Source organism: Streptomyces guryensis, assembly GCF_021261325.1.
Lineage (GTDB): Bacteria > Actinomycetota > Actinomycetes > Streptomycetales > Streptomycetaceae > Streptomyces > Streptomyces guryensis.
The window spans coordinates 211,191-231,509 of sequence record NZ_JAJSBI010000013.1; the positions used below are offsets into that span (position 1 = coordinate 211,191).

Here is a 20,319-nt window from a genome sequence, read left to right on the forward strand (position 1 = left end):
TGCCGTGCCGTAGAAAAGAGGGCATGGCTAGGTCCGCTCGGCGGCGGACGGGAGGAGGTGGCTCGGTGAGTATTTCCGAGCCCTTGGATGATCCGTGGGCCGACAGCGGTCCAAGCGATCGTCTGCCTGCTTCCCGTCGACGCGGCGACGGGGGACGGGGCCGCGACGAGCAGCACGACCGTGGAGGGGACAGCGGAGAATGGGATGGCGGAGGTACGTCCTTCGAGCGAGTGCCGCCTCAGGACCTGGATGCAGAGCAGTCCGTCCTCGGCGGCATGCTGCTGTCCAAGGACGCCATCGCCGACGTCGTGGAAATCCTCAAGGGCCATGACTTCTACAAGCCCGCACACGAGACGATCTTCCAGGCGATCCTCGACGTCTACGCCAAGGGCGAGCCGGCCGACCCCATCACGATCGCCGCCGAACTCACCAAGCGCGGCGAGATCAACAAGGTCGGTGGCGCATCGTATCTGCACACCCTCGTGCAGACCGTGCCGACCGCCGCCAACGCCGAGTACTACGCGGAGATCGTCCACGAGCGGGCGGTTCTGCGCCGTCTGGTCGAGGCAGGCACCCGCATCACTCAGATGGGATATGCGGCCGACGACGACGTCGACGAGATTGTCAACCGTGCCCAGGCCGAGATCTACGCGGTCACCGAGCAGCGCACCAGCGAGGACTACCTGCCGCTCGGCGACATCATGGAGGGCGCACTCGACGAGATCGAGGCGATCGGCTCCCGCAGCGGCGAGATGACCGGTGTACCCACGGGCTTCACGGATTTCGACTCGCTCACCAACGGGCTGCACCCGGGCCAGATGATCGTCATCGCTGCCCGTCCCGCGATGGGTAAGTCCACGCTCGCGCTGGACTTCGCCCGGGCTGCCTCGATCAAGCACAACCTGCCCAGCGTCATCTTCTCCCTCGAAATGGGACGCAACGAGATCGCGATGCGTCTGTTGTCGGCCGAGGCCCGGGTTGCCCTGCACCACATGCGCTCCGGCACGATGACCGACGAGGACTGGACGCGACTGGCCCGCCGAATGCCGGATGTTTCGGCCGCGCCGCTGTTCATCGACGACTCTCCGAACCTGTCGATGATGGAGATCCGTGCCAAGTGCCGCCGTCTCAAGCAACGCAATGACATCAGACTGGTCGTCATCGACTACCTCCAGCTGATGCAGTCCGGTGGCTCCAAGCGTGCCGAGAACCGCCAGCAGGAGGTATCGGACATGTCCCGTAACCTCAAGCTCCTCGCCAAGGAGCTGGAGATTCCGGTCATCGCGCTGTCCCAGCTGAACCGTGGCCCCGAGCAGCGCACAGACAAAAAACCGATGGTCTCCGACCTGCGTGAGTCCGGCTCCATCGAGCAGGACGCCGACATGGTCATCCTGCTGCACCGTGAGGACGCCTATGAGAAGGAGTCGCCGCGGGCCGGCGAGGCCGACCTGATCGTGGCCAAGCACCGTAACGGCCCGACGGCGACGATCACGGTCGCCTTCCAGGGTCACTACTCGCGGTTCGTGGACATGGCGCAGACCTGATCTGCCCCGATCTCGGCGTCCCGGGGCAAATGAATTCGACGGCCGCCCGTTCCGCGGGATGGACTGGGGCCATGACGACATCTCAGGAAGAGCCGCTCCCCGGTACGCGTCGGGCGCTGCTGCACCGGATCGCCGAGGCCCAGGCCGAGGGACGTGCGCCGTCGCTGGTCGCGGCGGTCGTGAGGGGCGGGCGGCCCGTATGGCACGGCGCGCGGACCTCGGTGGACGGGCATGGTCCGGACGAGACCGTGCAGTACCGCATCGGTTCGATCACCAAGACCTTCACCGCGGTTCTGGTGCTCCGGTTGCGTGATGAGGGCCTGCTCGATCTCGGTGACCCGCTGGAGAAGCATCTGCCGGGAACCGGTGTGGGGGAGGTGACCATCGCCGATCTCCTCGCCCATACGAGCGGGTTGGCGGCGGAGTCGCCTGCTCCGTGGTGGGAGCGCACTCCAGGATCCCTGCGCCCCGAACTCTCCGACGTCCTGGGAGAGCAGCCTCTCCTGCATCCGGTGGGCCGCCGCTTCCACTACTCCAACCCCGGCTACACCCTGCTGGGGGCACTGGTGGAGAAGCTGCGTGGGGCACCGTGGGAAGAGGTACTTCGTCGTGAAGTGCTCGAACCCCTGGGCCTCGACCGTACGAGTGGTCACCCCCAGGCGCCCTACGCAGGTGGATGGGCTGTGCACCCCTGGGCCGATGTTCTGCTGCCCGAACCCGCCGAGGATCTGGGACGGATGGCACCCGCCGGTCAACTGTGGTCCACCACGGGTGACTTGGCGCGCTTCGCTGTCTTTCTGACCCGGGGCGACGACCGGGTACTCAGCGCCGAGACCGTGCGAGAGATGCGGACTCCCGCGGCGCCGGCCGAGGCCGCGGATGTCGTGGACGGAGTCACCTACGGGCTGGGGCTGCAGATCCAGCACCGGGGCGGCAGGCTGCTCGTGGGGCACTCCGGGTCGCTGCCGGGGTTTCTGGCGAACCTCACCATCAGCGTCGAGGACGACGTCGCGGCCGTGGTGCTGGCCAACTGTACGTCTGGCCCCCTGCTCTCCACCGTCGGGGCCGAGCTCATCCGCATCGTCGCCGAGGCTGAGCCCCGCATGCCCGATCCGTGGCGTCCGCTGCCAGACGTCGACGCGGCGGTGCTGGAGTTGGCTGGACCGTGGTACTGGGGAACGCATGCATTCGCCCTGCGGCTGGCGGCAGAGGGAGGAGTCTCGCTGGAGCCGCTGTCGGGAAGCGGCCGCCGCTCGCGCTTCAGAGCGAACGACGACGGCACCTGGACCGGACTTGAGGGTTACTACGCCGGAGAGCTTCTGAGGGCCGTACGGCGCCCGGACGGGACCCTGAGTCATCTGGATCTCGGGTCGTTCGTTTTCACGCGCCAGCCGTACGACGAGGAGGCTTCCGTGCCCGGCGGGGTGGACCCGGACGGGTGGCGGGGGATCCGCTAGAAGCGAGCGCCCGGCAGGCGCGCTGTTTCACGTGAAACGTGGCCCCCCTTTCGCGGCCTCAAAGTTGCAGCTTGAAGCCCGTGTGTGAGGCCGTGAAGCCGAGCCGTTCGTAGAAGCGGTGGGCACCGGTGCGGGTGTTGTCGGAAGTCAGCTGGACCAACTGGCAGTCCTGGCGCCGAGATTCGTCGATCGCCCACTCGATGAGCTGGGTGCCCAGGCCGCTGCCGCGCTCATCGGCATGGATGCGGACGCCTTCGATGATCGATCTGATGGCACCGCGCCGCGACAGACCGGGGATGATCGTGAGCTGAAGCGTTCCGACGACGCGGTTCTCACGGACGGCGACGACCAGGTGCTGGTTCGGGTCGGACGCAAGACGTTCCAAGGCGGCCAGGTACGGAGCGAGGTCGTCCGGTGACTCGCGCTGGGCTCCCAACGGATCGTCGGCGAGCATCGCGACGATCGCCCTCACGTCGTCCGCCGTGGCGGGCCGTATTTCAAGATCTCCCATGTCCTGCACCTTACGCACCCCTGCCCCCAGGGGGCAGTGCTCAGCCCGCAGCCACGGTCAACGGAGCGAATCGCCTGGTCCAGTCGCCGGGTGGTTCCGGGATCCCGTACGTCATGACCGCGTTGAACGCGATGGACGCGAGCCCCCGCTGCTTCGCCCACGCCAGCAGCTCTTCGTGCCGTACGTCGATGTCGGTGCGCAGGGGGCGGTCGGTGTGGGCGGCGAGAGAGGAGATGAGCGCCTTTGCCGTTTCCGTGTCCCTGGCAATCAGCGGGCCCACGACATGGGTCTCCATGTTGGGCCAGGCGGCCGCGTACCCGATGAGTCTGCCGTCCTCCTCGGCGACGCGTAGCTGGTCGGCGAAGGCAGGCAGCCGTGTGATGAGGGGCGTGCGGTCGGCGCCGAACACCTCCTCGTCGAGCCCCAGGATCGCCGGGAGGTCCTCGGCTGTGGCCGCGCGTGTGACCACCTCGGGCTCCGACCCGCCGGGCGTGAAATGCCCGCGCATCATCTCGGCCCTGCCGGTGACCTTGAAGCCGAGTTCTTCGTAGAGCGGGCGACCGTACGGGGTCGCATGCAGTGTCAGCGGGGTGGTGCCCATAGCCGAGACGATGTGCCGCATCAGGTGGCGTCCGATGCCTCGGCGGGCATGCCGTTCGGCGACCAGCACCATGCCGATGGCCCCGAGAGCGGGGTGTTCCTGCGGCCCGTACTCGGTGACGACACAGGCGCTGACGAGGCCGCCGCCGGGGTCGTCGATGCCGTATCCCTTCCCGGCGGTAAGGAGGAGGCCCCACTTGTGCTCCTCGCGCGGCCACCCCCGGTCTTCGGACAAGTCGGCGCAGGCGGTGAGGTCGCGAAGCGTCAGACGGCGGACGGCAAGAGGGGGGAGAGAAGGAGTCGGCACGCAGGTCAGGCTGGCCGACGGCTACCCCCGCCGTCCACCTGTTTCCGGTGAGAAGCAGGAGCTTTTGGCCATGTCGTGGGCAAGTGCACCGGGGGCCGGCATCAGTTGGGTGTTTCACGTGAAACACGGGCGAGCAGCGAGTAGCAATCGGGGGTCACTCAAGGGGGGCAGCCATAGGCCCCATTACCCTCGAGCCCCATGCCAAGACTTCATCTTTTCGATCTCGACGGCACGCTGCTACAGGGCACGTCGGCGCCCGTGGAGATCTCGCGGCAGCTTGGGCTGGAAGCCGAGACGGCAGCGCTCGATCAGGCGATCTCCGAGGGACTCATTGGCCCGCCGGAGTATGCGGCGCAGGTGTACGCGCTCTGGGCGGAACTCACCCAGGCACACGTGTCGGCCGCGTTCGAAGGCGCCCCGTGGCTGGAGCGCATTCGTGAGGTCTGGGAGGAGATTCGGCAGGTGGGCGACTACTGCGCCGTCGTATCGCTCTCGCCCTCCTTCTTCGTGGAGCGGCTCATCGGGTGGGGCGCGCACGCGGCGTTCGGGTCCCGTTTTCCCGTGGTGCCGTTCACCGAGCCGGTTGATCCGGCTGGGGTGCTCAGCGCCGCGGCCAAGGTCGAGATCGCCGATCGGCTGTGCGGGCAGTTCGGCGTGGCCCGGGCCGACTGCGTTGCCTATGGCGACTCGTTGTCGGACAGGGATCTGTTCGGGGCGGTGCCGATTTCGGTAGCGGTCAATGCGGACGGTCATCTATCCGGTCTTGCGACACACTCGTACATGGGCGGGGATCTGTGGGAAGCCTATGAATTGGTGCGTGACGCCCGGTAATTGAAGGAGTTGATGGTTCGCCCGCTCTCCCCTTCGTGGTGGAGGAAGGGGGGACTTGTGATCGGAGCGTGGGCCGGTATGGTCGACTCCGGTTCGCTGCGGCGCGAGGCGTGTGCATCCTGTGCGGACCGAGGACAGGGCGAAGCAGCCTAACGGGACGGAGAGATCAAAGACTCGCATTTGCGGTTATGCGACCGGGGTGTCCATGCCCGATGGGATGCTGCGGATAGAGCACTGCGGTTAATGTCACACTCTCGCCTTACTTGTCCGTACAGAACGTGAATCCAGGTTGAATGTGGCCGCATTGGCCGCGGCATGAAACGGGGAGCAAGCCGTCTGCGGGGGAAAAGGCACCTTCCGACCGAGGAAGGGCGCGGACCGACCGAGAGATGTTCGAGGCGAGGCACACCATGGACGCTCCGACCACCGCGTCGGCCGACAACGGCACTTCCGGCGGCGGAGGTGGCGGCTGGTTCACCCCGCGCCAGCAGCCCGCGACGACTCCGGACAGCGAGCGCGAAGCCGCCGAAGGCAGCCGCCGCGCCGCGATGCGTCCGACGGGGAGGACCTCGGCGGACACGGACGGGGACCAGACCGCGCAGGACGCTCGGCAGTCGCCACCGCCCGTCCAACCCGCTTCGGCTGCTTCCGCCTCACCGCCCCCGCATCCGCCCTCAGCCGCACGGCCCCAGGCAACAGACCCCTCTGTCCCCCAGCCACTCTCCGCTGACCTGCTAGTGCCCGCCCAGCGCTCCACCGCTCCCGCAGCGCAGCCACACGAACCGTCCGCTCAGGTCCGGGCCGAGAGCGCGTCACCCGATGCCCTCCTCATCCGTCGGACGATGACCGAGGTGGCGCCGATCGCCGACAAGGTCACCTCGTACTTCTACGCGCTGCTCTTCGTCCGACACCCCGATCTGCGGTCGTTGTTCCCGGCCGCGATGGACACTCAGCGCGACCGGCTGCTCAGGGCGTTGCTCACCGCGGCCGAGCACATCGACAACACCGACGTCCTCGTCGCGTATCTGCAGAACCTGGGCCGTGGCCACCGCAAGTACGGCACCCGGGCCGAGCACTACCCGGCCGTCGGTGAGTGCCTCATCGGCGCGCTGAGCAAGTACGCCGCCGGTATCTGGGACGCGGAGATGGAGGCGGCCTGGGTGCGGGCGTACACGACGATCTCGCAGGTCATGATCGACGCAGCGGCCGCGGATGAACTGCGTTCCCCGGCCTGGTGGTACGCCGAGATCGTCGCGCACGAGCTCAGGACCCCGGACGTAGCGGTCGTCACCGTCCGCCCCGATCAGCCCTACCCGTTCCTCGCCGGGCAGTACACGAGCCTGGAGACGCCGTGGTGGCCGCGCATCTGGCGGCACTACTCCTTCGCCTCGGCACCCCGCTCCGACGGTCTGCTGACGTTCCATGTGAAGGCCGTCCCCGCGGGCTGGGTGTCCAACGCCCTGGTTCACCGCGCCCGCCCCGGCGACATCATCAGACTCGGGCCGCCGACCGGTTCGATGACCGTCGACCACACCACCGACAGCGGGCTGCTGTGCCTGGGCGGCGGTACCGGAATAGCGCCCATAAAGGCGCTGGTCGAGGATGTCGCCGAGCATGGCGAACGGCGGCCTGTCGAGGTGTTCTACGGTGCCCGCACCGACCACGACCTCTACGACATCGACACGATGCTCAGGCTCCAGCAGTCCCACCCGTGGCTCTCGGTCCGAGCGGTCATCGACCAGCAGGCCCAACTCCAGCTCCCGGACGCCATACGTGAATACGGGCCGTGGAACGAGTTCGACGCCTATCTATCGGGTCCGCCCGGAATGATCCGCAGTGGTGTGGACGCGCTGAGGAACATCGGCATCCCGTCGGAGCGAATACGGCACGACTCGGTGGAAGAGCTCGTCACCACCGGAGACTGATTCGGCGCCGGGGTATCAGCCCAGGTCAGGGGCGTGCATGGCGCGTACGCCCTCGATGTTCCCGTCCAAGTAGTGCCGCAGGGACAGCGGTACGAGATGCACGGAGGCGATCCCCACGCGGGTGAACGGTACCCGCACGATCTCGTACTCGCCGGCGGGCTCGTCCACCTCGGGGCCGTGCCGCAGGGACGTGTCCATCGACTCCAGCCGGCAGACGAAGAAGTGCTGCACCTTCACACCGGTCGCGCCGCCGTCCTCACCGATGTGCTCCACGGTGTCCACGAAGCAGGGCACCACGTCGGTGATCTTGGCGCCGAGCTCCTCGTGCACCTCTCGGTGCAGGGCGTCGACGACGGTCGTGTCCCCGGGCTCGACCCCACCACCGGGAGTCACCCAGTAGGGATCGACACCGGGCTTGGTGCGCTTGATCAGGATCAGGTTGTCGCCGTCCAGCAGAACGGCACGAGCGGTGCGCTTGACCACGGGTCGGACGGTCATGGGAGAAATGTGGCCCGGTTGGTTCCACGTGAAACATCGCGGTGGGTCACCAGTCGAGCCCGCCCTGTGACCGCCGGAAACGTGCTGGTCAGCACCAGTCTGCCGCCGCTCGCAGCAGCCATTCGTGAGCCCGTGCGATGTGCGGCATCGCGAGGGTGCCGGTACGGACCACCAGGAAGTACGTCCGCAGCGGAGGTACCGGGGGTTCGTTGAGGGCAACGATCTCACCGCGCTCCAGGGCGCCTCCGCACAGATAGCGGGGCAGCACCGCGAGCCCCGCGCCGGCCACGGCGCAGGCCAGCACCGCACGCAGGTCGGGAACGATGACGGTGCCCGGCGCCGCAGGGCGGGAGTCGAAGACGGAGGCCCAGTAGCGGGAGACGAAGGGCAGCGACTCGTGCACCTCGATCACGGGGACGTCCTCCAGTGCGGGCGCTCCCTTGCGGCGTGGCCTCCCGGGGCCTGTCTGCTCGGCCCGGCCGGGAGCGGCGACCAGGACGTGCTCTTCGTCGCAGAGCGGAGTCGCCGTGAGCAGGGCGCCACGTGGACGGGCCGTACAGATGACCAGATCGTGATGCCCGGCGGCGAGCCCCTCCAGGGTTTCCTCGGCGTTCCCGAAGGAAGCGCGTAGTGCGAAGCCCTGGCCGTCCTCGCCGGTCAGCTCCGTCAGGGCGGGCAGTGCCCTTTCCGCGGTGAACTCAGGAGGACCGGCGAGATGCAGGGTCCGTAAGGAGGACTCGTCGTCGAGGCCGGTCTCGGTGATCTCCACCAGAGCGTCGAGATGTGGAGCGGCCTTGTGCGCGAGTTCGTCCCCGATGCTCGTGGGGGTCACTCCGCGGGCCTGCCGCAGGAACAGAGGGCGGCCCAGCTGCCGCTCCAGCGTGCGGATCTGCGAGGTCACGGCCGGCTGTGACAGGCCCAGCAGGGCGGCGGCCCGGGTGAAGGAGCCGGCCCGGTGCACGGTCACGAAAGTGCGCAGCAAGGCCAGATCCATGGTTCTTCCTCCCCAGTTCCCTGCCCTTCTCCCGGCCCCCAGGCAGGGCCCAACTATAAATAAGTCGATAGGTCTCTGTCGCTACTGTGATTGGACACTGACACAGAGTCAACTAGCCTTGTTCGCGCGGTTCTTCGCGCGCGGAACCGAGGACGGTCCGAGCCACGAGGGGGGAGGCTCGGACCGTCCGTTGCACGTCACAGGGCATGGACCCGGTGACCGTAAAGCGTCGCTGAAGCCGTCATTCCGCCGACGCGTCCAGCGCGCGCAGCACATCCGCCACCAGGTCCTCGGGGTCCTCGGCACCGACCGAGAAGCGAATGAAGCCCTCCGGCACGGCGTCCCCGCCCCAGCGCCCGCGCCGCTCGGCCGTCGACCGCACCCCGCCGAAGCTCGTCGCGTCGTCCACGAGCCGCGCGGCATCGAGAAAACGGTCGGCATGTGCGCGCGTGGGAAGCGTGAAAGAGATCACGCACCCGTAGCGGCGCATCTGCTGCGAGGCGATCTTGTGCGAGGGGTCGTCGGGCAGCCCCGGGTAGCGCAGTCCGGCCACCTCGGGCCGCTTCCGCAGCGCCTCGGCGACGGTGAGGGCCGTCGCGCACTGCCGGTCGACACGCAACTGGAGCGTGGCGATCGAACGGTGCGCGAGCCAGGCCTCCATGGGCCCGGGAATCGCGCCGACGATCTTGCGCCAGCGGCGTACGGCGGCCATGGCCTCGGCGTCACGGCCGACGACGTAGCCGAGGAGGACATCCCCGTGCCCGGTGAGCTGCTTGGTGCCGCTGGCCACGGCGAAGTCCGCGCCGAGCTCCAGCGGACGCTGCCCCAGAGGCGTGGCAAGGGTGTTGTCGACGGCGACGAGGGTGCCACCCGCGTGTGCCGCCTCGACGAGCCGCCGGATGTCGCACACGTCGAGCCCGGGGTTGGAGGGCGACTCGAGCCACAGCAGCTTCGCGCCGTCGAGGACGTCGAGCTGGGCGTCACCGCCGGTCGGCGCCGTGCGCACCTCGATGCCGTACGCCTCCAGCTGTGCGCGCACCAGGGGCAGCACCTGGTAGCCGTCGCTGGGCAGAACGACTGTGTCCCCCGCGTGCAGTTGAGAGAAGACCACTGACGAGATGGCGGCCATCCCGGAGGCGAAGGTGAGCGTCTCGACGCCTTCCTGCCCCGGTGCCTCCAGCTCGCCGATGGCCCGCTCCAGCAGGCTCCAGGTCGGGTTCTGGTCGCGGCCGTAGGTGTACGGGCCGTCGACGTCTCCCGGCAGGTGGAAGTGGGCGGCGAACGCCGGTCCGGGCAGGTGCGGCTGGTTCTTGACCGGCTCGGGCAGCCCGGCCCGCACCGCGCGGGTGCCGTCACCACTTCCCGCCGACCGGCCCGTACCGGAATCGCTCATACCGCCTCTACCTCCACTTGCTCGCGTACGGCGGCGAGCAGACCCTCGCTCGCCGCCTCCACCATCTCAAGGCACTCCTTGAAGCCGTCCATGCCCCCGTAGTACGGGTCCGGTACGTCGAGGTCGTCGCCCGCTGCGGGGTCGTAGGAGCGAAGTAGGTGCACCTTCGCCGCCTCCTCCGGGGTGCGGGCGAGGCGGAGCAGGGCCTTGAGGTGGCCGGCGTCGAGGGCGACGACGAGGTCGATGCGGGAGAACCACGAGGGCTGGAACTGCCGTGCCGTGTGGCTGCTCTCGTAGCCGCTCTCCTCCAGGACGGAGACGGCGCGAGGGTCGGCGCCGTCGCCCTCGTGCCAGCCGCCGGTGCCGGCGCTGTCGACCTCGACCAGGCCGTCGAGTCCCGCCTCCACCGTGCGGGCCCGGAAGACGGACTCCGCCATCGGGGAGCGGCAGATGTTGCCGGTGCAGACGAAGCAGACGCGATAGCTCATCGCGTGCTCAGTCGTTGTCGGGCAGGACGACGTGGAGCGCCCAGGACACGATGGAGATGATCAGGCCGCCAAGGACCGCAGTCCAGAAGCCCTCGACGTGGAAACTCAGGTTGAGCTTGTCGGCCAGCCACGAGGTGAGCAGCAGCATCAGTGCGTTGACCACCAGGGTGATCAGGCCCAGCGTCAGGATGAACAGGGGGAAGGTCAGTACCTTCACGATCGGCTTGACCAGGAAGTTCACCACGCCGAAGATCAGCGCGACGATGATCAGGGTGCCTGCCTTCTTGCCCGTGCTGTCACCGGTCAGGGTGATCTTGTCGAGCAGCCATACGGCGACCGCCAGGGCACCCGCGTTGGCGATCGTCTTGACTACGAAATTCTTCATGTGTCTGATCGTGGCAGACGAGATCGGTCACGAGCAGTGGGACGAGGGCGACAAGGGCGATGAAGGCATTCCGGCTGGACGAACTGGAGGCGGAACGTGCCGCCAACGAGGGTGCCTACCTGCAGTTTCTGCGTGAGCGGCACATGTCGGTCGGTCTGTATGCGCTCAATGCCGGCGAACATGATCCACAGAAGCCACACAATCAGGACGAGGTCTACTTCGTCGTGAGCGGCCGCGCCTCGATCACCGTCGGTCTGGAGACCACCGAGGTCGCGCGCGGCAGTGTGGTGTACGTGCCGGCCGGTGTCGCCCACAAGTTCCACCACATCAGCGAGGACCTGCGGGTGGTCGTGGTGTTCTCTCCGCCGGAAAGCTGACGTGACGTCTCGGGGTTCCCTAGGGGATCAGTCAGGGGAGGACAAGGGGTGCGAGGCCCCCGCCGGGGCCCCTGCCGGCCCTAGCATCGAGTGCAGGACATCAATGGGCCCCTGCACTGCAGCCGGGCGGAGAGGTAAGGACGAGCGCAATGAGTGAGATCTTCGGCGGACTGCCGTGGTGGGTGAAGTGGATCGCGGTGCCGGTCATCGCGCTCGTCGTGTTCGGCGGGCTGATAGCCAGCGTCGTCGGCTTCGTCATCGGGCTGCTGTTCAAGGTGCTGGTCTTCGTGGCACTGGTCGGCGGACTGATCTACGTCGTGCGGAAGTTCACGTCGAGCTCCTCGTCGCGCAGCGACTGGTGAGGGCCCTGGGACACCGGTGATCGGTAACAGGAATCACCGGTTCCCTCGCGCGAGGGAAGTTTTCCGGGCGGGCCGCCTCAAGGCGGCATCTGACCATTAGAGTCCGGAATTCGACGCGGGGGCGACCCCGCGAGCGGCGTACACCCCTCCCGTGTTCCCCACGGCACGGGCAGCCCCCTCGCGCTTCGGGAGTGACCCTTGGCCACGGTAGACACCGCACCCACGGACCCCCACGTACCCCCCACCCCCGTCCCGGGGCACCGCATCAGGCCCCCCGAACAGCCGGGCCCCTCGACGCAGGAACGCGTCACGGCACGACCTGCGCCGTCACGCCTGACGGCGCCGCCGGCGCAGCCGCCCCCGGAAACCACTCCGGCGCCGTCGCAGTCCGCGACCCTCATCGGATCCGTCCAGCGCGCGATGCACCTGCTGGAATGCGTCGCCGGGCACGAACACGGAGCTCCCGCCAAACAGCTGGCCCGCGAGACCGGTCTGGCTCTCCCGACGGCGTACCACTTGCTGCGCACGCTCGTCCACGAGGGCTATCTGCGCCGGGACAAGGGCCTGTTCTTCCTCGGTGACGCGGCTGTGCGGTTGAGCAGCAGCGGAGCCCAGCAGAAACGTCGCAGCACGATCGTCGACGCACTGGCACGCTGGCGGGACGCGATCGGCGTTCCCGTGTACTACGCCGTGTACCGCGAAGGCGAGATCGAGGTCATGTGCGTCTCCGACACCCCGGGCAATCCGGCCGTGGAGGAGTGGGCGGACTTCCGTGAGACCGCACACGCGCATGCGATCGGTCAGTGCCTGCTCTCCCAGCTGGACGACGAGGCCCGCCGCGACCACCTCGACCGTTACCCCGTGCAGTCCATCACGCCGTACACCGTGCGTGACAACCACACTCTGCTCCGGCGGCTCGAACGAACGCGGCGGATGGAGCCGGTGACGGAGCGGCAGGAGTACGCGCTGGGGACGGCATGCGCGGCGATTCCGATCACTGTGGGTACGACGGCCGCAACAATGGCCATTTCTCTCCCCTCTCATCAGACCGACCGGCTGATGTCAGCGGCCCATCAACTCCAGAGCGAAATCGGACGGCTGATGGGGTCACTCGCGCTCTCTATCAGTATCTGAAAACTCACTCCTTGTGATCTGTCGTGTACGTTCAGCAAGATTCCACCAGTGTCAGGGGATCACTCCCAGCCGGTCGGCTTCACATGACGGGGTAGGCGATGCGCGAGTCCGTACAGGCAGAGGTCATGATGAGTTTTCTCGTGTCCGAGGAGCTTTCCTTCCGCATCCCGGTGGAGCTGCGCTACGAGACCTGTGATCCCTATGCCGTGAGGCTGACCTTCCACCTGCCCGGCGACGCGCCGGTGACCTGGGCGTTCGGTCGTGAGCTGCTCATCGACGGGGTGTGCCGGCCGTGCGGGGAAGGGGATGTGCGCGTCTCACCCGCCGAACCGGACTCCCTGGCCGAGGTCCTGATCCGGCTGCAGGTCGGCCGTGACCAGGCGCTGTTCCGCGCGTCCACGGCGCCGCTCATCGCGTTTCTCGACCGAACCGACAAGTTGGTGCCGCTCGGGCAGGAGGGCTCCCTTGCAGACTTCGACGCCCACCTCGACGAGGCCCTGGACCGCATCCTGGCGGAGGAGCAGAGCGCGGGCTGAGGCGGGACGGCACGGGGTCGCCGGAACGCTTCTGCGCGGGCTGTGGAAGGCGCAGTAACGCTTCTCCATGGGCAGGTTCGGCTGGTGTCTGAACTGCCCGAACCGTCTGTTCACTTCTGCGGAGTGGCCCTCGCCTCACCGCTTGCGCCGTCGGCCCCGCCTCGTTCGCGCCGGAACAGGTGTTCCACCGACCGTCGCCGGACCCGGACGGTCGGCCGCGACCACCAGTGCCGCGAGCAGCGTCGTGACCGGCACCGAGGCGACCAGGCCGATCGAGCCCACCAGTGTGCGTACGACCTCCTCCGCCACCAGTTCGCTGTTGGCAACCGTCCCCACACCGCTCTGCGCGATGGAGAAGAGCAGCAACAACGGCAGCGCGGCGCCCGCATAGGCGAGGACGAGAGTGTTGACGACGGATGCGATGTGGTCGCGGCCGATGCGGATGCCCGCCCGGTACAGCCCCCGCCAGCCCATCGACGGATTCGCCTCGTGCAGCTCCCACACTGCCGACGTCTGGGTGACCGTCACATCGTCGAGGACACCGAGCGAACCGATGATGACGCCCGCGAGCAGCAGGCCGCTCATGTCGATCGACGGATACAGGCCATGGATCAGACCGGTGTTGTCGTCCGTGTTGCCGGTCAGTGCGGCCCAGCTGATGAACTCGGAGCCGAGTAGGCCGATCAGTACGAGTGAGAGCAGCGTGCCCAGCACCGCCACGGATGTACGGGCCGACAGACCGTGGCACATGTAGAGCGCGATCAGCATGATGGCGCTCGCCCCGATCACGGCCACGAGCAGGGGATTCGAACCCTGCAGGATCGCAGGGAGGATGAAGAAGGTCAGCACCATGAAGCTGACGGCCAGCGCGATCAGGGCCATCAGGCCGCGCATCCGGCCCACCACAACGACGGCGAGTGCGAAGATGCCGGCCAGCAGCGCCATGGGGAACCTGCGGTTCACATCGGTGACCGAGTACTGCAGGTCCTTCGGCGCGGAGGGCTCGTAGGCGGCCACGACCTTCTCGCCCTCGTTCAGTTGCCGCGGCTGGTCCGGCTGCACGATCTCGGTGAACGTACGGCCCTTGTCCTTGCCGGTGTCGACGCGGATCGTCGCCTTCTTGCAGGTGCCGCTCGCCTGCTGTTGGGCGGAGGAGCCCTCGGCGGTGGAGGTGTTCCCTGTCGGGGTCTCGCCCGAGGCGTTCACCGACTTGCAGCTCACACTCACGACCTTGGTGACGGTCGCCTGCTGGGTCTGCCGGTCGAAACCCACGCCGGTGCGCTCGTGCGCCGGGGCGCCGCCGGGCCACAGCACCACGAGCCCGACTGCCACGGCCGCGGTGAACGGGATGAGGATGGCGGCGATGACCTTGCGCAGGTGCTTGGAGACGGGGGCCGCTGGACCGTGGCTGTGCGAGTGACCATGCCCGCCTCCGGAACCATGGCTGTGTCCCGGCCTGTGCCCGCTACTGGGGTCGTGACCGTGCCCGGCTCCGGCCCCCGACCCGTGGCTGTGGCCGGCACCCGAACCATGGCCGCTGCCGTCTCCGGAACCGTGTCCGCGGGGCGGCTCCGAAGACGGGTACGGGGGCTGATCTGTCGTGGTCACCGCCCGATCATCGCAACAACGACGGGGGCCCTCTGTTCAGCGCGCCCGAATTGACGCTAGCGTGGAGGCACCTTTGCACACGCGGGAGCTCGGAGCACCGGGCTGAGAGGGCGCTGACCTCCGTCCCAGCGATGTTTCACGTGGAACATCACCGAATTCGAGTGATGTTCCCCACGAAACGTCAACAGACGGAAGCCGCTGCGTCGACCGCCGAACCTGTTACCGGGTAATGCCGGCGTAGGGAGTAGGTCTCATGACCAACAAGGACGCACGCACGCCTGCCTCCAGCCAGGACGAACAGCCCATTCAGGGCGAACAGTCCCAGGAGGCCGGGAAGTCCATCGGCTGGCACAAGGCGTATGTCGAGGGCTCACGCCCCGATCTGCGGGTGCCGGTCCGTCAGGTGCACCTCACCAACGGGCAGTCGGTCACGCTGTACGACACGTCGGGCCCGTACACCGATCCGCTCATCGATACCGATGTGCGCAGGGGGCTCGCCCCGCTGCGCGAGAACTGGATCATCGCTCGCGGTGACACCGAGGAGTACGCGGGCCGTCCCGCCCGTCCCGAGGACGACGGGATCAAGCACACCTCTCCACGAGGCGGTCTGCGTAACCTCGACGCGGTCTTCCCGGGCCGGCCGCGTCAGCCGCGCCGCAGTCGCGACGGCAAGGCGGTCACGCAGCTCGGGTATGCCCGCCGCGGAGAGATCACGCCGGAGATGGAGTACGTGGCCATCCGGGAGAACGTTTCGCCCGAGGTGGTCCGGGAGGAGATCGAGGCGGGCCGCGCGGTACTGCCGGCCAACGTCAATCACCCGGAGATCGAGCCGATGATCATCGGCAAGCGGTTCCTGGTGAAGGTCAACGCCAACATCGGCAACTCCGCCGTGACGTCCTCCATCGAGGAGGAGGTCGAGAAGATGACCTGGGCGACCCGCTGGGGCGCCGACACGGTCATGGACCTGTCCACCGGCCGCAACATCCACACCACGCGTGAATGGGTGCTGCGCAACTCCCCCGTCCCCATCGGCACGGTGCCGCTCTATCAGGCCCTGGAGAAGGTGGACGGCCGCGCCGAGGAGCTCACCTGGGAGATCTACAAGGACACCGTGATCGAGCAGGCCGAGCAGGGTGTGGACTACATGACGGTCCACGCGGGCGTCCGTCTGCCGTACGTCCCGCTCACCGCGAACCGGAAGACCGGCATCGTCTCGCGCGGCGGCTCGATCATGGCGGCCTGGTGCCTCGCGCACCACAAGGAGTCGTTCCTGTACGAGAACTTCGAGGAACTCTGCGAGATCCTCGCCGCCTACGACGTCACGTACTCGCTGGGCGACGGTCTGCGACCGGGGTCGATCGCGGACGCCAACGACGAGGCGCAGTTCGCGGAGTTGCGCACGCTCGGGGAACTCAACCGGATCGCCAAGCGTTTCAACGTACAGACCATGATCGAGGGCCCGGGACATGTCCCGATGCACAAGATCAAGGAGAACATCGACCTTCAGCAGGAGATCTGTGATGAAGCTCCGTTCTATACGCTCGGCCCGCTGACGACGGACGTCGCGCCGGCGTACGACCACATCACCTCCGGCATCGGTGCCGCAATGATCGCCTGGTGGGGCACGGCCATGCTCTGCTACGTCACGCCCAAGGAACACCTGGGCCTGCCCAACCGGGACGACGTCAAGACCGGCGTCATCACCTACAAGATCGCCGCCCATGCAGCCGACCTCGCCAAGGGGCACCCCGGTGCGCAGGAATGGGACGACGCGCTGTCCGACGCCCGCTTCGAGTTCCGGTGGGAGGACCAGTTCAACCTCGCCCTGGACCCGGACACGGCGCGGGAGTTCCACGACGAGACCCTCCCGGCGGAGCCGGCCAAGACCGCCCACTTCTGCTCGATGTGCGGGCCGAAGTTCTGCTCGATGAAGATTAGCCAAAGCATCACAGAGCGGTTCGGTGGTGCGGCGACTGAAGGGGCGTCACCCGAGGAGGTCGCGGAAGGCATGCTCCAGAAGTCCAAGGAGTTCGCGGCCTCGGGCAACCGGGTCTACCTCCCGCTGGCGGACTGACAGCGGCTGCTGATGCGTTGCGCCGGAGTGGGGAACGGCATTCCGGCGCAACGCCTCGGACCTGCTACTGAGCGGAGACGGCCCAGCGGGTCAGTTGTCCGGAATCCGCGTTGTGGGTGAGCCAGGTTCCGTCACCAAGTGGCCGGGCCGGTCCTTCTATGGGACACGGATAGCCGACTTGCCCCAGCACCTCCAACGTGGCGGAGTCAAGCAGCCAGTGACGGCCTTCACCGTGCTCCTCGTCGGCCTCGGTGGTCGAGGCTATGACCGCCGTTGAGTCGATGTGCCCGCAGTAATAGTCCCAGTACGCGGGGTCTTCGTTCTCGTAGTCCTCGTCTCCGTCTTCGGGCTGGAGCGGGGGGATAGTGGAATCGTCGACGGTTGCCATTGCGGCTCCCGAAGGGAATGCGTGGACAGAGAGGTCCCCGCAGTTGTGGTCCAGGGTCAGGAACCTGGTGCCCGATGGGTGGACATCGACGAGGATGCGGTCGTCGTCGTTCATGTCCCAGCTGTGCAGGGCGCCTTTCTCCCATCGCGCCCAGTAGAGCATCGACCCGTCCTGACCCAAGCCGATGCTCAGTCCCACGTGCTTCCCGTCCGGGTGGGCGATGTGTACGGAGCCGGCTGCCGCGCTGTCCAGAGGAGTCCGGGCCACAACGCTGCCGGTGATGGCATCGAGTACCAACCACTCCTCGTGCTCGGAGCCACGGACGTGTCCCCAGACGAGAGTCCCGTCATCCGAGACCCGGACCGATCCGGATTCCAGACCGCCACAGACGTGGTCGGCGATTGTGTGATCGTGCTCCCGATGTCCCCAGCACTCATGTCCGTACTCCCAGCGGATACCCCCATCCGGCTCCACGGCACAGATCGCGCGCTGGCCGCTGAACACAGCGAAGCTCAGATCAGGACTCACTGAGTTCACGCCGCGCCGCCAACTCGACCAGGGGGAGCGAAAGCTGATCTGCGGCGCCGCAACTCCGTTGAAGAGGTCCTCCAGGTCGTGGACCGCCAACATGCCCTCGTTGCGTATAAGTGCGAACCTGTGGTCGCCTCGTTCCTCCAAGGCAAGGCCAGTGATCAGCAGCCCTCCGTGCCGGAAGTTGACAGAGGCCACGGGCTGGGCGAAGACGCGCACAGTGCATTCCTTGTGTCTCGCTACCTAGAAGTCCGGGAACACTAGCGGGTCTGCGATGGATGGCTGACAAGCACCCCGGCACCTGCTTGCGCAATAGGCTGACTCCGGCGTGATGTAGCCCTCGATGAAGATTAGCCAAAGCATCACAGAGCGGTTCGGTGGTGCGGCGGCTGAGGGGGCGTCGCCTGATGAGGTCGCTGAGGGGATGCTCCAGAAGTCGAAGGAGTTCGCCGAGGCGGGGAACCGGGTGTATCTGCCGATCGCTGACTGAGGTCCAGGTGCAAGCGGTCCGCGTTTCCGAGCCGACGTGAGCGCATCACGGGAAGCGCGGACCCCGCTTGGTCACCACCATCGGGGTCGGGGATCACGAGGTGGAGCAGGCCGAGGAGCCCGAGTGAGTGGAGTCGGTCACGGCACGAGGACGATCTTTCCGGTGGTCCGCTTGGTCTCGATCGTGCGGTGAGCCTCGGCGGCTTCGGCCAGTGGGTAGGTGTCTTGGACCATAACCCGCAGCCGACCTGCCTCGATGCGTTCGGTGACCCGCTCCAGCAACTTCCCGGAGGGTTCGGCCGTGACCCACGCATAGCGCAAGCCACGGGTGGCGGCCTGCTGCTCGTCCGTCCCCGGGTCGATCGACGCCCCGATGAGCAGACCGCCCGGCCGGAGCACATTGAGGGAGCGCGGCCCATAGGAACCGCCGACCAAGTCCAGAACCACGTCCACCGGAGCCACCACGGTCCGGAAGTCAGTGGTGGTGTAGTCGATCAGTTCGTCGGCCCCCAGTTCGCGCACAAGGTCATGGTTGGCCGCCTGCGCTGTACCGATGACGTGCGCCCCCAACTCCTTGGCCAACTGAACGGCAACATGGCCGACACCGCCCGCCGCAGCGTGGATCAGTACCCGGTCGCCGGGCCGGACCCGCGCCAGCACGGCCAGCGCCTGCCAAGCGGTGAACGCGACCAGAGGCACAGTCCCCGCGTGGACCAGGTCGAGGTTCTTGGGCGCGAAGGCCAGCGCGTCGGCCGGCGCGGCAGTGAATTCGGCGTACGCCCCGCGGCGGGTGACCGCCAGCATGCCGTACACCTCGTCGCCCGGCGCGAACCGTGTCACGCCCTCGCCGACCCGCTCGACGACGCCGGCCACGTCGTTGCCCGGCGTCCACGGCAGGGTGACCAGCTCCGGCATGCGGCCAGACCGGAGAACCGCGTCGCCCGGGTTGACTCCGGCACCGGCGACCCGCAGCAGCACCTCCCCGGGCCCGGGTTCCGGCACATCGGTCTCGGTGTAGTTCAGCACCTCAGGACCGCCGAACGCGGATTGGACGATGGCATGCATGCGGGCGGACATCAGGAACTCCTCGTCAGTGGATCGTGGTGCGTTCCATGGTCGGCCCGAGCGATGACCCCACGGAAGAAGGCACTTATCTGATATCGAGGTTCCTCATGGATACCGGCTTCGATCTGAGGAAACACGGTGGCGTGGACGTCTTCCTACGCGACTGCCCGACTCGTTCCGTGCTGGAGCTGATCGCCAGCAAGTGGACCATGCTGGTGCTGGTGGCACTTGAGGACCGTCGGCCCATGCGATTCGCCGAACTGCGTCGACGGCTGGACGGCGTGACGTCGAAGGTCCTGACACAGACCCTGCGTGCGCTGGAGCGCGACGGACTGATGACCCGCACCGTGTATCCGACCGTGCCACCCTGCGTGGAGTATCAACTGACCAAGATGGGCCAGGAGGTAGGTGGGCTGCTGCAGACCATCACCGACTGGTCACAGGCAAACATCGCCGCTGTCCAGGCCGCACGGGAGGAATTCGACGAGCGAGCCACCCGCCAACCCCCTGGGGTTGGAACATCGTCCGCTGGCGGGCGGTGAAACTCGATCGGGGCTGATGCTGTCCTCGATGAAGATCTCCCAGGACATCCGCCGTGAGCACGGCGGGAATCGGGCGGAGATCGAGCAGGGCATGGCTGAGAAGTCGAAGGAGTTCGCCGCCGCGGGCAACAGGGTGTACCTGCCGATCGCGGACTGACGTATGCCGGTGAAAGGCCTCCGACGCGGAAGGCGGTCCCGCTCTTCGGCGTGAGTCGCCGTGGGGCGGAGCCGTCGAGGTGACCGGCGTTCGGCTTGCGCTCCCCCTGCCGGCCGGACGGGC

The 20,319-nt window shown here is 67.5% G+C and carries 20 protein-coding genes and 1 pseudogene; 11 read left to right on the forward strand and 10 right to left on the reverse strand.

The genetic code is table 11. From position 1 onward, the window contains the following. Positions 1-65 precede the first annotated feature (65 nt). Together dnaB and LJ657_RS25900 are read left to right on the forward strand one after the other, a co-directional pair. Positions 66-1,544 (forward strand): replicative DNA helicase, encoded by a 1,479-nt coding sequence (gene dnaB / locus LJ657_RS25895; RefSeq protein WP_232651140.1) that lies wholly within the window; start codon positions 66-68, stop codon positions 1,542-1,544. A 71-nt stretch (positions 1,545-1,615) separates the two neighbouring features. Beyond that, entirely contained in the window at positions 1,616-3,001 is a 1,386-nt protein-coding gene (locus LJ657_RS25900; protein WP_232651141.1) for a serine hydrolase domain-containing protein, read from the forward strand. 58 nt (positions 3,002-3,059) lie between these two features. Here LJ657_RS25900 and LJ657_RS25905 read toward each other — a convergent pair whose 3' ends face one another. Continuing rightward, a complete protein-coding gene (locus LJ657_RS25905) occupies positions 3,060-3,512 on the reverse strand; it encodes a GNAT family N-acetyltransferase (protein ID WP_232651142.1) in 453 nt (150 codons plus the stop codon). Positions 3,513-3,552: 40 nt separating this feature from the next. Then, complete coding sequence (locus LJ657_RS25910; protein ID WP_232651143.1) at positions 3,553-4,419, reverse strand: GNAT family N-acetyltransferase; 867 nt, start codon at positions 4,417-4,419, stop codon at positions 3,553-3,555. Between the two features lie 198 nt (positions 4,420-4,617). Between LJ657_RS25910 and LJ657_RS25915 the strand changes: the two genes are divergently transcribed. Continuing rightward, positions 4,618-5,250 (forward strand): HAD family hydrolase, encoded by a 633-nt coding sequence (locus tag LJ657_RS25915; RefSeq protein ID WP_232651144.1) that lies wholly within the window; start codon positions 4,618-4,620, stop codon positions 5,248-5,250. Positions 5,251-5,639: 389 nt separating this feature from the next. After that, positions 5,640-7,175 (forward strand): globin domain-containing protein, encoded by a 1,536-nt coding sequence (locus tag LJ657_RS25920; RefSeq protein WP_232651145.1) that lies wholly within the window; start codon positions 5,640-5,642, stop codon positions 7,173-7,175. Positions 7,176-7,190: 15 nt separating this feature from the next. Here LJ657_RS25920 and LJ657_RS25925 read toward each other — a convergent pair whose 3' ends face one another. The 5 genes from LJ657_RS25925 to LJ657_RS25945 form a co-directional block, all read right to left on the reverse strand. Continuing rightward, positions 7,191-7,673 (reverse strand): NUDIX domain-containing protein, encoded by a 483-nt coding sequence (locus LJ657_RS25925; protein WP_232651146.1) that lies wholly within the window; start codon positions 7,671-7,673, stop codon positions 7,191-7,193. A gap of 88 nt (positions 7,674-7,761) precedes the next feature. Beyond that, a complete protein-coding gene (locus LJ657_RS25930; RefSeq protein ID WP_232651147.1) occupies positions 7,762-8,667 on the reverse strand; it encodes a LysR family transcriptional regulator in 906 nt (301 codons plus the stop codon). A gap of 241 nt (positions 8,668-8,908) precedes the next feature. Then, the gene (locus LJ657_RS25935; protein ID WP_232651148.1) at positions 8,909-10,060 is read right to left on the reverse strand and encodes a cystathionine gamma-lyase; all 1,152 of its coding nucleotides are present in this window, start codon (positions 10,058-10,060) and stop codon (positions 8,909-8,911) included. Further along, positions 10,057-10,548: a low molecular weight protein-tyrosine-phosphatase gene (locus tag LJ657_RS25940; protein ID WP_232651149.1), complete on the reverse strand. Its 492-nt coding sequence runs from the start codon at positions 10,546-10,548 to the stop codon at positions 10,057-10,059. Before LJ657_RS25940 ends, LJ657_RS25935 begins: the two co-directional genes overlap by 4 nt. A gap of 7 nt (positions 10,549-10,555) precedes the next feature. Beyond that, entirely contained in the window at positions 10,556-10,933 is a 378-nt protein-coding gene (locus tag LJ657_RS25945; protein WP_232651150.1) for a phage holin family protein, read from the reverse strand. A gap of 59 nt (positions 10,934-10,992) precedes the next feature. On the opposite strand from LJ657_RS25945, the gene LJ657_RS25950 reads away from it, so the two are divergent. The 4 genes from LJ657_RS25950 (at position 10,993) to LJ657_RS25965 (ending at position 13,342) form a co-directional block, all read left to right on the forward strand. Continuing rightward, positions 10,993-11,310: a cupin domain-containing protein gene (locus LJ657_RS25950; RefSeq protein ID WP_232651151.1), complete on the forward strand. Its 318-nt coding sequence runs from the start codon at positions 10,993-10,995 to the stop codon at positions 11,308-11,310. A 149-nt stretch (positions 11,311-11,459) separates the two neighbouring features. Then, positions 11,460-11,672 (forward strand): DUF5326 family protein, encoded by a 213-nt coding sequence (locus tag LJ657_RS25955; RefSeq protein ID WP_232651152.1) that lies wholly within the window; start codon positions 11,460-11,462, stop codon positions 11,670-11,672. A gap of 333 nt (positions 11,673-12,005) precedes the next feature. Next, positions 12,006-12,806 (forward strand): IclR family transcriptional regulator, encoded by an 801-nt coding sequence (locus LJ657_RS25960; RefSeq protein ID WP_269786952.1) that lies wholly within the window; start codon positions 12,006-12,008, stop codon positions 12,804-12,806. Between the two features lie 98 nt (positions 12,807-12,904). Continuing rightward, positions 12,905-13,342 carry an SsgA family sporulation/cell division regulator gene (locus LJ657_RS25965; protein WP_232651154.1) on the forward strand — a complete coding sequence of 146 codons (438 nt, stop codon included), beginning with the start codon at positions 12,905-12,907 and terminating at the stop codon, positions 13,340-13,342. 135 nt (positions 13,343-13,477) lie between these two features. Here the strand turns inward: LJ657_RS25965 and LJ657_RS25970 are convergent, their stop codons facing one another. Further along, positions 13,478-14,950, reverse strand: a complete 1,473-nt coding sequence (locus tag LJ657_RS25970; protein WP_232651155.1) for a YibE/F family protein — start codon at positions 14,948-14,950, stop codon at positions 13,478-13,480. Positions 14,951-15,203: 253 nt separating this feature from the next. On the opposite strand from LJ657_RS25970, the gene thiC reads away from it, so the two are divergent. Continuing rightward, entirely contained in the window at positions 15,204-17,024 is a 1,821-nt protein-coding gene (gene thiC / locus LJ657_RS25975) for a phosphomethylpyrimidine synthase ThiC (RefSeq protein ID WP_232651156.1), read from the forward strand. A 64-nt stretch (positions 17,025-17,088) separates the two neighbouring features. Here the strand turns inward: thiC and LJ657_RS25980 are convergent, their stop codons facing one another. Together LJ657_RS25980 and LJ657_RS25985 are read right to left on the reverse strand one after the other, a co-directional pair. After that, positions 17,089-18,162 (reverse strand): hypothetical protein, encoded by a 1,074-nt coding sequence (locus tag LJ657_RS25980; RefSeq protein ID WP_232651157.1) that lies wholly within the window; start codon positions 18,160-18,162, stop codon positions 17,089-17,091. Positions 18,163-18,570: 408 nt separating this feature from the next. After that, positions 18,571-19,509 carry an NADP-dependent oxidoreductase gene (locus LJ657_RS25985; protein ID WP_232651158.1) on the reverse strand — a complete coding sequence of 313 codons (939 nt, stop codon included), beginning with the start codon at positions 19,507-19,509 and terminating at the stop codon, positions 18,571-18,573. A 95-nt stretch (positions 19,510-19,604) separates the two neighbouring features. On the opposite strand from LJ657_RS25985, the gene LJ657_RS25990 reads away from it, so the two are divergent. Beyond that, a complete protein-coding gene (locus LJ657_RS25990) occupies positions 19,605-20,039 on the forward strand; it encodes a winged helix-turn-helix transcriptional regulator (protein ID WP_232651188.1) in 435 nt (144 codons plus the stop codon). Between the two features lie 10 nt (positions 20,040-20,049). Then, positions 20,050-20,196, forward strand: a pseudogene (locus tag LJ657_RS25995) (thiamine biosynthesis protein ThiC); the annotation flags it as partial. Positions 20,197-20,319 lie beyond the last annotated feature (123 nt).